The sequence below is a fragment of the Streptomyces sp. T39 genome, from assembly GCF_008042045.1.
Lineage (GTDB): Bacteria > Actinomycetota > Actinomycetes > Streptomycetales > Streptomycetaceae > Streptomyces.
Window position 1 is genome coordinate 75,156 of sequence record NZ_RDBP01000057.1, and the last position, 12,778, is coordinate 87,933.

Annotated in this window: 11 protein-coding genes; 4 read left to right on the forward strand and 7 right to left on the reverse strand. The window is 74.6% G+C overall.

Going from position 1 to position 12,778, the window contains the following annotated elements; all coding sequences use genetic code 11:
* Positions 1-55: 55 nt before the first annotated feature.
* Positions 56-1,531, reverse strand: a complete 1,476-nt coding sequence (locus EAO77_RS33995) for an alpha/beta hydrolase family esterase (RefSeq protein ID WP_147992179.1) — start codon at positions 1,529-1,531, stop codon at positions 56-58.
* Positions 1,532-1,677: 146 nt separating this feature from the next.
* On the reverse strand, positions 1,678-3,003 hold the full coding sequence (locus tag EAO77_RS34000; RefSeq protein ID WP_187283536.1) for a DUF6777 domain-containing protein: 1,326 nt from the start codon (positions 3,001-3,003) through the stop codon (positions 1,678-1,680).
* Between the two features lie 160 nt (positions 3,004-3,163).
* Here EAO77_RS34000 and EAO77_RS34005 point away from each other — a divergent pair, with 160 nt between their 5' ends.
* Complete coding sequence (locus tag EAO77_RS34005) at positions 3,164-4,441, forward strand: streptophobe family protein (RefSeq protein ID WP_147992180.1); 1,278 nt, start codon at positions 3,164-3,166, stop codon at positions 4,439-4,441.
* Here EAO77_RS34005 and EAO77_RS34010 read toward each other — a convergent pair.
* The 3 genes from EAO77_RS34010 to EAO77_RS34025 are packed head-to-tail and all read right to left on the reverse strand — an operon-like array spanning position 4,408 to position 8,588.
* On the reverse strand, positions 4,408-5,463 hold the full coding sequence (locus tag EAO77_RS34010) for a serine/threonine-protein kinase (protein ID WP_147992181.1): 1,056 nt from the start codon (positions 5,461-5,463) through the stop codon (positions 4,408-4,410). The two genes, EAO77_RS34005 and EAO77_RS34010, sit on opposite strands and share 34 nt — an antisense overlap.
* A 35-nt stretch (positions 5,464-5,498) precedes the next feature.
* On the reverse strand, positions 5,499-6,230 hold the full coding sequence (locus EAO77_RS40685; RefSeq protein ID WP_261994272.1) for a hypothetical protein: 732 nt from the start codon (positions 6,228-6,230) through the stop codon (positions 5,499-5,501).
* A 6-nt stretch (positions 6,231-6,236) separates the two neighbouring features.
* Entirely contained in the window at positions 6,237-8,588 is a 2,352-nt protein-coding gene (locus tag EAO77_RS34025; protein ID WP_147992182.1) for an FHA domain-containing protein, read from the reverse strand.
* A gap of 236 nt (positions 8,589-8,824) precedes the next feature.
* Between EAO77_RS34025 and EAO77_RS34030 the strand changes: the two genes are divergently transcribed.
* Entirely contained in the window at positions 8,825-9,337 is a 513-nt protein-coding gene (locus EAO77_RS34030; RefSeq protein ID WP_147992183.1) for an ATP-binding protein, read from the forward strand.
* A 147-nt stretch (positions 9,338-9,484) separates the two neighbouring features.
* Here EAO77_RS34030 and EAO77_RS34035 read toward each other — a convergent pair whose 3' ends face one another.
* On the reverse strand, positions 9,485-9,718 hold the full coding sequence (locus EAO77_RS34035; protein WP_147992184.1) for a hypothetical protein: 234 nt from the start codon (positions 9,716-9,718) through the stop codon (positions 9,485-9,487).
* A 164-nt stretch (positions 9,719-9,882) separates the two neighbouring features.
* Positions 9,883-10,797 carry a S1 family peptidase gene (locus EAO77_RS34040; RefSeq protein WP_147992185.1) on the reverse strand — a complete coding sequence of 305 codons (915 nt, stop codon included), beginning with the start codon at positions 10,795-10,797 and terminating at the stop codon, positions 9,883-9,885.
* Between the two features lie 683 nt (positions 10,798-11,480).
* On the opposite strand from EAO77_RS34040, the gene EAO77_RS34045 reads away from it, so the two are divergent.
* Positions 11,481-12,173, forward strand: coding sequence for a DUF6629 family protein (locus EAO77_RS34045; RefSeq protein ID WP_261994273.1), 693 nt, complete (start codon positions 11,481-11,483; stop codon positions 12,171-12,173).
* A gap of 147 nt (positions 12,174-12,320) precedes the next feature.
* Positions 12,321-12,707 (forward strand): hypothetical protein, encoded by a 387-nt coding sequence (locus tag EAO77_RS34050; RefSeq protein WP_147992186.1) that lies wholly within the window; start codon positions 12,321-12,323, stop codon positions 12,705-12,707.
* Positions 12,708-12,778: the final 71 nt, after the last annotated feature.

A 12,778-nucleotide genomic window follows, 5' to 3' on the forward strand; every position in this document is an offset into this window, starting at 1 on the left:
CGGCCGGTGACGGCGGTGGACATGGTGCGGGGGATGCGGACGGGCGGCGGGGCGCTCAGGGGCAGGCGCCGTCGGCCACGGTGTGGTGACCCACCGGATATTCCTTGAGGGTGTGGGTGACGAACGTGTTGTAGAGCCCCATGGCCTGGCCGGACCCCTTGGCGTACACCAGGCCGCCCGTGGTGGTCGCCCGGCCGGCCTGCACATGGGCGTAGTTGGTGGCGGTCCGGCACACGGCGACCGCACCGGTGGTCGTCGCGGTGACCGGGGCGGACCGCGTGCCCTCGGTCCCCGCCGCGTCCCGTGCCGCGACGGTGTAGGTGTGGGTGGAACCGGGCGCGGGCGAGGTGTCGGTCCAGCCGGTGCCGGAGACGACGGCGACCCGGGTCCCGCCGCGGTGCACCGCGTATCCGGCCGCGCCCTGGACCGCGTTCCAGCGCAGGGTGATCGACGTGTCGGAGGCCGCCTGCGCGGTCAGCCCCGCGGGCGCGGGCAGCGTACCGGGGCCCGGCCCGCCGCCGGTGAGTCCGAAGAACTCGCTGATCCAGCGGCTGGAACAGATCGACGCGATGAAGTGCGCCGTGCCGGTGCGCCCGCACTGGTCCGGGCCGGTCCCCGGATCGACGGGCGTGCCGTGGCCGATGGACGGCACCCGGTCGACCTCCACCACCACCCGGCCCGCGGCATCCGTGTACTGCTCACGGCGGGTGCCGTTCGGCCCGACGGTGTCCGACCGGTCCGCGGTCTGGTCCGTTCCGTGCACGGCCGTCCACTGATCCCTGAGCTCGGCGGCGTTCACCGGGGCGACCGTGGTGTCGTCGTCGCCGTGCCAGACGGCGACCCTCGGCCACGGCCCGCCGTACGACGGATACGCGTCGCGCACCCGCTGCGCCCACACCGAGGGCGTGCGGTCCGTGCCGGGACTCATGCAGACGAACGGCCCGCTGTCCCTGGTGCAGTCGTACGGGATCCCGGCGACCACCGCGCCCGCCTCGAACACGTCGGGGTAGGCGGCGAGCATCACCGACGTCATCGCGCCCCCTGCCGACAGCCCGGTCGCATAGGTGCGGGAGGCGTCGGCGCCGTAGGCGCTCTCGGCATGCGCGACCATCTGCCGGACGGACGCGGCCTCACCCTGCCCGCGCCGGTTGTCCGTCGTCTGGAACCAGTTGAAGCAGCTGTTGAGGTTGTTCGCCGACGTCGTCCCGGCGAACACCAGCAGGAAGCCGTGGCGGTCGGCGAACGTGGTGAGACCGGAGTTGTCCGCGTAGACCTGGGCGCTCTGCGTACAGCCGTGCATCGCCACGACCACGGCGGGCGACGGCGCGAGCGACGCCGGCCGGTAGACGTACATCTCCAGGGCTCCCGGGTTGGCGCCGAAGGCGCTCACCCGTTCCAGGGCCACCGCCGCCTGCGCGGGCGCCACGGGTGTGAACCACAGTCCCCCCGCCAGCACGGCGAGGACGGCGAGCAGCCGGCCCACCGTCCGCCGTCGCGGACCGCTTGCCCTCCGGTACTCGTGCACAGACATCCGAACCTCCGCGGGTCACTGAGATGCCGGTCACAGTAGGAAGGGACCGCGGGGGCCGGAAATGGGACGGCGGCCCATAGCGCGGGCCGCCGACGGCGTGTCACGCACCCTTGCGCGACGGGGAGCCGGGCTGGTAGGGAAGCCGGTCAGCCCCCGGAGGCGGGTGCCTCGGACCCGGGCGCGGGCGCCTCGGATCCCGGTGCCGGTACCGTCTGCTCGCCCGGCGGCGCCTGCGACGCCGGCGGCGGCTCGGGGGCGGGGCTCTGCGGGGACTCACCCGGCGGCGGCTCCGACGCCGGGTCGGACGCAGGGCCGGACTCCTCCCCGGGCGGGCAGCCGGGCCGGCCGCCACCGGGCACGCACGACGCGCCGGGCTCGGTGGTGCCCTGCGACGGCGAACTCTCGGACGGCGCGGGGGAGGACGTGCGCTCGGGCGGCTCGGTCTTCTTGTCGCCCTTGCCCGTGTCCCCGGCCGGACGGGCGATCCACTCGCCGCTCTTCGGGTCGTACAGCACGAAGACCTCCACGTCGCGCGGGGCGGGCGTCACCACCACGACCTGCGAGGCGCGGTACCCGGGCCACGGAGTGCCGGTCTGCTTCGGCGTGTTCTGCTGCGCGACGGGCGGCCGCAGCGGATTGCCGCACGCGCACCGCACCCGCGGCACACCGCGGTCGTCGACGAGCACCGCGGTGCCCGCCTGGAGGACGGCCTGGTAGGGGGCCGCCTTGCCGTCCCGGAACCCGTGGTTGGTGACCCGGGTGTCCATCCGCAGGCTGACCGGTGTCAGGGAGCGCAGATACGCCGGCACCTGGTCCGGGGCGATGTCCTGCGCGCCGGCGAACGCCTCGTTCTTCGCGGGGTCCGCGCCGAGCGCCCTGATCTGCTTCTCCACGTCGCAGCTCGCGACGTCGCGGGTGCCGCCGTACAGGCCGGGCGACGAACCGCGCACGGTCCGTGTGACGTTGGTGCCGGACGGGCTCGGGCGGCCGGGGGCCGTGGCGCTGGGCGACGGCTCGGGCGAGGCGTCCCGCGCCGTCGACTCGGTGAACGGGTCGGGTCCTTCGGTGCTCGCGGCCTGGAGGAAGACCTCTCCCTCGCCGCTGCCGGAGGTGCCGCCGCCGGGCCGGGTCAGCACGACCGTCACCACCACCGCCGCGACGACCAGGAGGGAGACGGCGGCGATCCGCGGCGCCGAGCGCCACCAGGGCCGCTGCGGTCCGCCCGGGCCTCCGCCGCCCTCCGCGGGCTCCTCGTGGCCGCCCCCGCTGCCGCCGGGGCCGCTCGGCGGCCCCGGCGGGGGACCGCTGCGACCGGGGCCCTCACCGGAACCGGACGGTGGCCCGCCGGAACCCGGCACGGACCCGCCGGACGGGCCCGACGGAGGACCTCCCGCGCCCGGCCGGGAAGGCCCGGAGAGCGGACCCGACGGCGGGCCTGCGGGACGTCCGGATGACGGCGGTTCGATGCTCACGGGCCCTACCTCCCAGATGCGGCGGAGCGGCGGAGAAGGAACTCCCCGCCGGGGTCGCGCACCGTGTTCATTGTGTGCCCGCCCTCCGTGGGGCCCGCAAGCGGACGCGGTCGGCCCACCCGGGGAGCGGGCCCCGCCCGCCCTGCTTAGCGTGGCCGTTGTGAGTCAGCACGCAACGACGAAGCCCGCCCGCACCCGAGCGGCCCACGGCTGGCCCCAGGCCCTGGCCGCCGTCGTCGCCGGCTACCTCGCCATGATCGTCACCGCCGTCCTCGGCCTGTGGGCCGCCGGGGCCGCCGGTCTGCCCGACGGCGCCTTCCCCCAGGTCGTCGCCGCCGTCGTCGTCCTCGCCGTCGGCGGATCGGTCGAGGTCGCGGGCGACGCCGGCGACATCGCCCGCTCGGACGCGGGCCTCGACGCGCTGCCGCTCTCCGTGACCGTGGTCGGCGCCCTCGTCGTCGGCCTGCTGTTCCTGCGCCCGCTGCGCCACCGCGCCGTGGCCGGCGCCCCCGAACTCGCCGGCTGGGCCCTGCGCATCGCCCTGCTGTGGCTGGTCTGCCTGACCGGCCTCGCGGCCTTCGCCCGGCACACCTTCACCATCGAGTTCGACGATCCCACCGGCGGCCTGATCGACGTGTTCGGCGCGACCCCGCGCGTCGGATTCCGCACCGAGGTGCCGCAGACGCTCGTCATCGGGCTGCTGTGGCTGGCCGGTGTCCTCGCGCTCTCCCTGCTGGTCTCCCGGGCCGCACCGCTGCCGCCGGGGCTGCTGCGCTTCCAGGAGGCCGTCCGCCCCGCCGCGTACGCCATGGTCGCGCTGCTGCTGGCGACCCTGGCCGTCGGGGTCGTCATCGGCGTCGTCGTCGCCGCCACGCGCGGGCACGCGGCCGAGACCCTGGCGGTGATCCTCCTCGGGCTGCCCAACCTGATGTGGCTCGCCCTCACCGTGGGACTCGGCACCGGCTGGGAGGGCACCGTGAAGGGGCCGTTCGGCCTGCCGATGCCGCAGCTCCTCGACGAGGTGCTGCGCACCGGTGACCTCGCCGCGCTCGACCTCGGCACGCTGACCGAGCGCGACGCCCGCGCGTGGTGGCTGCTCGTCGTCGCCGCGCTCCTGGTCCTCGGCGCCGCCTTCCTGATGGTCCTCCGCTCACCCGCCCGGGTGAGGCCCTGGCAGCACGCGCTGCACATGGCCGTCGCCCTCGCGCTGACGCTGCCCGCGGTGGCCCTGCTCGCCCGGGTCTCCGCGCACTACGGGCTCTCCCTGCTCGGGATCGGCGATCTCGGGGGCGACCTCGGCGGCGAGGTGTCCCTGCGGCCGATGCTCTGGCAGGCGTTCCTGCTGGGCGCCGGCTGGGGGGCGGTGTCCGGCTTCCTCTGCGGCCTGCTCGCCACCCGCTTCCGTCACCACGGCGAGGCGCCGCCGCCCCGCCCCTGACCTACGGCGCCTCGTGCGGGCGTCCCCGCCGTCCAGGGGCCGGCGAACACCGGCCGCGCCCAGTGCGGCGGCTCGGGTGGCGGACCGGGCGGCCCCCCGGGCGCGGGGCCGCCGTCCACCCTGGTCGCCGTGCGCACCACCGGGCGGCCGGCCCCTGCCTCGCGCAGGGCCGCGACGAACCGTCCGCACGAGTCGAAGCGGGACTCCGGGCCCTTGGCCAGCGCCCGTGCCATCACCGCGTCGACGGCCCGCGGCAGATCGGAGCGATGGGAGGTCAGCGCGGGCGCCGGATCGTACTGGTGCGCCCACAGCAGGGCCATGTCGTCGTCGCGGCGGAACGGCGGTCCGCCGGTGAGGGTCTCGTAGACCACGCAGGCCATGCTGTAGACGTCGCACCGGCCGTCGACCGGCCGCCCCGAGATCTGCTCCGGCGCCACGTAGTCCAGCGTCCCCACGAACTGGCCGACCGTCGTGAACCCGGTGAGCGAGAGGGACTTCTTGGTGAGCCCGAAGTCGGTCAGGTACACGTGCTCGGGATGGTCGCTGTCGGTGCCCTCGGCGACGAGGATGTTGCCCGGCTTCACATCGCGGTGCACCAGTTCGTGTGCGTGGGCGGCGTCCAGTGCGGACGCCACCTGGGCGGCGATGCGGCAGGCGGCGGCGAAGGGCAGCGGTCCGCGGCGGTCCAGCAGGACGCGCAGATCCTGACCGGCGACGTACCGCATGGCGATGTAGAGCAGTCCCTCCGTCTCGCCCGCCTCGAAGACCGGGACGATGTGCGGATGGTCGATGGACGCCGCCACCCGCGACTCGTGCGTGAAGCGCTTGCGGAACGTGTCGTTGCGCGCCAGCTCCGGGGCGAGCAGCTTGAGCGCGACCGTGCGGTCCAGCCGCAGGTCACGCGCCCGGTAGACGACCGCCATGCCGCCGCGGCCGATCTCGCGCTCGACGAGGTAGTCGGCGACCTGCTTCCCGATCAGCTCGGAGGGGCGGCCGCCGGGGAGCGAGGAGTCCGGAGCCATCAGTCCTCACCCTGCCGCGGCGGCATGGCGGTCGTCTACCGGGCGCGTGACCTGCGGCTGGACCGCACGGTCGCGCTCAAGCTGCTCGCCCCGGAGCTGGCGCGCAACGACACGTTCCGCAAGCGCTTCACGCACGAGTCGCGGGTGGCGGCGTCCATCGACCATCTCCCGGGGGTGGCGGGCGGGCCCGGGGCGCGGGGCGCGTCGGGCCCGCCCGCCACCCMGGTCGGGCCGGCGGCGCCCGGCACCGCCGGGGCCCCGGGGGGCTGCCCGGGACCGACGGCGGGCTCCTGCGACGCCGCGAGCGTCGCCAGACGCCGCCCGTCGCAGTGCACCCACCGCTCGTGCTCGGAGTCGTACAGCCACACCGACTCGCCGTCGACCACCATCCCCACCCGCAGACCGCGTGTCCGCAGCCGGAACGTCTCGCCGTCGAGGCGCCCCTCCGCCAGCTCCCCGGCCGCGTGCCGGTACCGGCCGAGCGACTCCTCGGCCCGGGCCAGCAGCGGACGCGGATCGGCGGTGCGGGCCGGCGGCTGCCCGGCCGCCGGCGGGTCCGCCGGGACGGCGACCAGCAGCCGCCCGTCCACCCAGGCCGACCAGCCGTTGACGCACAGCACCTGTGCCCAGTCCCCCCGCCGCTCCAGCAGCTGCACGGGCAGCAGCGGGTCCAGCGGCACCGTCGGCCGGGACGTGTCCGGGCCCTCCCAGGCGGGCAGTCCGGCCCGGGGGACGACATGGGTGGGGGCGAAGTCCCAGCTCGTCACAGGCGCCTACTTTCGCATGATGGCCGGCTCGTGACGCCGCAGCAGCCGGGACACCACGAAGCCGAAGAGGACCGACAGCACCACCAGCATCCCGATGTCCAGCAGCCACACGGCCACGGAGTGCTCGAACAGCGCGTCGCCGGTCAGGTCGCCCGGCACGATCCGGCCCAGGTCGATCGTGCCCGCCATCGCGCCGAGCGCCCACCGCGAGGGGACGAACCACGCCAGCTGCTCGATCACCGCGACGCCGTCCAGCTTCAGCAGCGCACCGCAGAAGACGACCTGGACGATCGCGAGGAGCACCAGCAGCGGCATGGTGACCTCTTCCTTGCGCACCAGGGCCGACACCAGCAGACCGAGCATCATCGCGGTGAACGCCAGCAGCGCCACCGCGAAGGTGATCTCCAGCAGCGGGGGCATCAGGACGCCCTCGCCGTTCGGGGCGTTCAGGTCGACGCCGGCGAGCGCCACCAGCGTCAGCACCACCGCCTGGAGCACCGTGATCGTGCCGAGCACCACGACCTTCGACATCAGATAGGCGGATCTGGAGAGTCCGACGGCTCTCTCCCGCTGGTAGATGACCCGTTCCTTGACCAGCTCGCGCACCGCGTTCGCCGCTCCGGTGAGGACACCGCCCACACACAGGATGAGCAGCGCGTTCAGCGCCGTCTCCCGGTCGAGGGTGCTGCCGGCGAGGGCACGGGCCATCGCTCCCATCACGAACGGCAGCGCCACCATGATGGCGAGGAACGTCCGGTCGGCGCTCAGCGCGGCCGCGTAACGGCGCACCAGGGTACGCAGTTGAGCCCCCCAGCTCTGGGCGGTCGGGGGCGGCGCGACGGGCCCGGCACGGCCGCCGTCCTCGTGCGGCGGCTGCCGGGTGGCCCGGGCGATGTACCGCTCGTGGAACGGGGACCGCCGGTACGTCCCGGCCCAGTCCCGGTCCTTGTCGTTCTCGAACGCCTCGAACGCCTCGGGCCACTGCTCGAAGCCGAAGAAGGCCAGCGCGTCGTCGGGCGGACCGTAGTACGCGATCTTCCCGCCGGGCGCCAGCATCAGCAGACGGTCGCAGACGTCGAGGCTCAGCACGCTGTGGGTGACGACGACGACGGTGCGCCCGTCGTCCGCGAGGCCGCGCAGCATGTGCATCACGGAGCGGTCCATGCCGGGGTCCAGACCCGACGTCGGCTCGTCCAGGAAGAGCAGCGACGGTTTGGTCAGCAGTTCGAGCGCCACGCTGACGCGCTTGCGCTGACCGCCGGAGAGACTGTGGATCGGCTGGTCGGCCCGCTGCTCCAGGCCGAGTTCGCGGATCACCTCCGCCACCCGTTCCCTGCGCTCCTCCCGCGCGGTGTCCTGCGGGAACCGCAGTTCGGCCGCGTAGCCGAGGGCCCGGCGGACGGTGAGCTGGGCGTGCAGGATGTCGTCCTGGGGGACCAGGCCGATGCGCTGGCGCAGCTCCGCGTAGTCGCGGTAGAGGTCCCGGCCGTCGTAGAGCACGGTGCCCTCGTCCGCGGGCCGCAGCCCGGTCAGCGCGTTGAGCAGCGTGGACTTGCCCGCGCCGCTCGGGCCGACGACGGCCAGCAGGCACTTCTCGCCGACGGGGAAGGACACGTGGTCGAGGAGGGTGCGCCGGCCCCGGTCCACGGAGACGGCCAGATTCTGCACGTCCAGGGAGACCTCGCCGGTGTCGACGAACTCCTGCAGCTCGTCCCCGACCAGGCAGAACGCCGAGTGTCCGATGCCCACGATGTCGCCCGGTCCGACGGGGGCGCTGTCCACGGGGCGGCCGTTGAGATAGGTGCCGTTGTGGCTGCCGAGGTCGGCGATCTCGTAGCCGCCGCCGTCGAGGGACCGGAGCTCGGCGTGGTGCCGGGAGACGATCAGATCGTCGACGACGAGGTCGTTGTCCGGTGAGCGGCCTATCCGCACCGTCCGCGCCGGCAGCGGCCGGATGCTGGTGGGCTGCCGGAAGGTGCCCGTGGCGGCCGGCATCGACACCGCCGACGGCCGGGCCGGGGCGGCGGACCGCGGGGGCGCACGGCCGACGAGGGTGGCGCGCGGACCGTCGGAGGGGTTCCCGAAGCGGATGACGCTGCCGGGGCCGACGTCCCAGGTGCGCACGCGGCGCCCTTCGGCGTAGGTGCCGTTGGTGCTGTCGTCGTCCTGCACGGTCCAGTGGCCGTCCTCGGCGTGCAGCACCGCGTGGTGCCAGGAGACCCGTGCGTCGTCGATCACGATGTCACTGAGGGGGTCGCGGCCGACGTGGTAGTCCCGGCTCGGACTCACGGGTGTGGACCCTTGATCGGTCTCCACGAGGAGTTCGGGCGCCGTCGGCGTGAAAGGCCGCTCTGCCATGTTCGAATTCTAACGATCTGGGCGGAACGCCGCCCGACGGCCGTCCCTTGCCGGCCGGGGGAGCGCAGGTCAGGCCGTACGGCGGGACGATTGGGCCGACCGGGCGCGGGCCGTGCGGGTTGCGGGGCGGACGGGGGCGGGTCATCCTCGTGGTGACCCAGAAGCGACAAGTGCTCACTCTTCGTACTCGGGGACCATCCACGAATGAAGGGCCGTCGCGGTGAGGAGCCACGGTCATGAACGTCCCGGTTTCCGCGTGTCAGTACAGCATCGAAGTACCCGCCACACCTGAACGCGTGCCGCAGATCCGGCGCATCGTCGCCGCCCACCTGCGCCACTGGAACCTCGCGTCACAGGTCGCCCCGGTCTGCGGCGCCCTGGACGAACTCGTCGGCAACGTCGTCCGGCACGTCGAGGGCGACAAGACGTGCGTCGTCGAACTGCGCTGGTCCGGCAGCCGGCTCAGCGCGTCCGTCGCGGACCGCGACCGCCGGCTGCCCCCGGTCCGCACCTCCGCGCCCAGTCGCGGCGGTCTCGCCAAGGTGGCCAAGCTGAGCGACAGCTGGGGCACCTGCGGCACCGACGACGGCAAGGTGGTCTGGTTCACCCGGCGGGTGAAGGAGTCCGAGCACATCGGGCGCGGTCCCCGCGCGCCGAGGGTGCCCGCCGTCGAGTTCCGGCCGCTGCCCGCGGCGTTGGCCGCCGGCCTGTCCGACGATCCCGCCCGCAGCCTGGTGCCCGCGCGCTGAACCACCGCGGGGCCCCGGCACCGTCCGGGCCCGGCATGCAGACCCGGCGCCGTCGCCGTCCCGCCCGGGACGCGGCGGCGCCGGGGGCATGTGGTGAGCCGGGGGCGGCCGGGCCCGGGGAGCGCGGGGGCCGGCCGCCCGGCCGTCTCACGCGGCGCTCCTGTCCGGCCGCTCGGCGGGATGCAGCCCTGCCACCAGCCGGAAGAAGTCCGCCTCGTTGCCCGCGAGTCCGACGGCGCCGAGCGCGGCGTCCGCCTCCGCCATCGGCGCCGACAGCAGCGGCAGCGCCTGCGGGGCGGCCCGTGGGTCGGCGAGCACGGCCCTGGCGGTCTGGAGCAGGCGCAGATACGCCTGCGCGGCGGCGAGCTCCGGTTCGTTCATCTCACTCTTCCCCTCCTGAAGGTGTCGGACCGTCAAGCATCTCGCGCGCCACTGACAACGCCCGGGAGCCGGGAGGGGGAAAAGGGACCGGCGGCCCGCCCCCGAGGGCGGGCCGCCGGACTGCGCGACGGGAGGGTGTGCCGGAAAGCCTTCCGGCCGCCCTGCTAGAAGACGCTGACGCCGTAGGCGCTGAGCGCCTCGGTGACGGGCTGGAAGAACGTGGTGCCGCCGGAGGAGCAGTTGCCGCTGCCGCCCGAGGTCAGGCCGAGCGCGGTGGTGCCGGAGAAGAGCGGGCCGCCGCTGTCGCCGGGCTCGGCGCAGACGTTGGTCTGGATCATGCCGTAGACGACGTCGCCGCCGCCGTAGTTGACGGTCGCGTTGAGGCCGGTGACGGTGCCGCCGTGCAGGCCCGTCGTCGAGCCGCTGCGCTGCACCGACTGGCCGACACGGGCGTTGCCCGCGGCGGTGATGTCGCGGTAGCTGCCGTTGTACAGGTACACCCGGCCGTCGGCGGCCGAGGCGTTGGCGTGGCGGATCAGGCCGTAGTCATTGGTGGGGAAGCTCGTCCCGGCCCTGCTGCCGAGGACGGTGGTGTTCGAGGAGTTGGTGTACCAGGTGCTGCCGATCTCGGTGCAGTGACCGGCGGTCAGGGCGTAGTACGTGCTGCCGCTGCGGACGTTGAAGCCGAGCGAACAGCGGCCGCCGCCCGCGTAGATCGCCTGGCCGCCGGCGATGAGCTTGTTGAACGTGCCCTCGGTGCGCTCGATCCGCAGGTCGCCCGCGCGGTCGCCGGCCTCCTTCTTGATGGTCGCTATCTCCGCGGCGGAGACGGTCGAGTCCACCGTGACGACGACCTTGCCGGTCGCCTGGTCGGTGTACCAGGCGGTGCCGGCGACATCGGCGTCCAGGACCGCTTCACCCGCCTGGGCGAGCTGCGCGACGGTGGCCTTCGCCGGGGCGGCCTCGGCCATGGCCGAGGGGGCTGCAAGCGCGGACGCGGCCACGAGCGCGGACGCGACGGCGATCAGCCGGGCGCCTCTGGTCATGCCGCCGAGGGGGGACAAGCGCTTGATCTTCACTGCATCCTCCGTGGGGGATCGGGGCCCGTTGGGTGGCGGGGCCCGTGGGAGCGCGGAAGAGAGACGGCCGGCACAGGGTTGGTGTCGGTCATGAGCCTGTCAATCGCGCCACCAGAATCCTGGGGTTCGCCGGGGGGCGCCACAAGATCGCCTTTCGGCCGCGCTACGCGCGTCCATCGGATCGCCCCGTGGACGCGTGTCACTGCCGGGGGTGCGCCGGAGATCGGGGCGGAGCTGCGGCGAGGCGGGCGGCGCGAAGTAAAAGAAGAGCAAAAGCAACGGAGTGTTTGCTGAGGCGGCGTCAGCTCGATGGTTGGGGAATGGACTACTCCGGTCTCGCCCGGGCGGCGTGCGGCACCCGTCGGGAGGGGGGTGTTCGGCCGTCTGATCAGGAACGCGTCGTTCCGCAACCGGTCCGCGGCTCTCGCGCCGCGCCCCCGCGCGAAGGGTGTCCGCCCGGCACATGGCGCCTCCGTACACCGGGCGCGCCCGGCAGTGGCGTCCGCACACACGGGCCTCGACGCCATGGGCCCGCTCCCACGGGCCGCGCCCCTCGGACGCTTGCAGCCCGCGGTCCCGGGGGAACGCGACTCCGGGCCGCCCCCCGCACCCAAATGCCGCGATCGCTCCCGTTCGCCCGGTGCCCGCCGGTGTCCTGATCCCGACCGTCGTACCGTGACCACATGTGCTGGAGTGCTACGGCCGACCTCGCGGCCGGCACCGTGATCGCCACCGCCGGCCTCGCCTCCACCGCCTTCACCGTGCGCCGGGGCCGACCCCGGGAACTGCCGCTCGCCGCCCTCCCCCTGCTGCTCGGCGCGCACCAGATCGTGGAGGCCGTGGTCTGGCACCGGGGCGGCGGCACCGGGGCATGGACCACCGCATGGGCCGTCGTCGCCCTGCCCCTGCTCGCCCTGTGGATTCCCCTCGGCACCCTGCTCGCCTCGCCCGCCCGTGTCCGCCCCCGCCTCGCCGTCCCCGCGGCCGCCGGAGCGGTCACGGCCGCCGTCCTCACCCAGGTGCTCGCCACCACCGCGGTGAGCGCCGAGATCCGCGAGCACACCGTGGGCTACGCCATCGGCGTCCCCCACCCGGCCCTGCTGCTGGGCGGCTACCTGCTCGCCACCCTCGGCGCGCTGCTCCTGGCCGAGGACGGGCACCTGCGGCTGCTCGGCGTGCTCGCGAGCGCCGGGGCCCTGGTCAGCGCCCTCCTGTGGCGGGCCGCGTTCGTCTCCACCTGGTGCGCGGTCGCGGCCGTCGCCTCCCTGACCCTGCTCGTCTGGAGCCGCCGTCCCGCGGACCGGGCCGGCCGCGGGACGGCGGCCGCGCTCCCCGGCGCGGGGCGTGAGGCCCCGGGGGACGACGCTCGTGCATGACCTGCGCCTGCGGTGGTACCCGCAAGGCGCCGGCGTCCGCCCCCGGCGGCCCGGTCGCACCGGCACGCCCGCAGGGTGAGGCTGGGAGGACAACGGCCCGCTCGGCGCGGTCGGCGGCGAGGACGCACGAACGGAAGGCGAACCACGGTGAACACAGCACAGGAGCACGAGGAGTCGGTGGTCGTGACGCTCACGGGCTGCTCCCGGGAGGACGCGGACACCGTCTTCCGCGCACTCGGCCGCACGTACACCTCGGACCGGGCCGCGCACGAGACGCCCCAGTACATCTCCGAAGGGCATGCCACCGTCTGGACCACGACCTTCGACGTGTCGCACCCGCTGGCCGGCCCGGAGCCGGTCACCCTCGCGGCGCCCGTCACGGTCGAGCTCCAGGGCGGCTACTGGGCGGTGGACCGGATGACCGAGACCCTGAACGCGAGCTTCGCCGTCCGCAAGGAGGGCACGGCGGCAGGCGACCAGGAGAAGGACGTGCAGCTGCGGATCACCAGCGGCATCCCCACCGAACGCTTCTGAACGGCGCCCGGGGCGCCCGCGGCCGGGACCCCTGGCCCCGCATCCTCCCGCCCGCCGGGACCGTGCCGCCC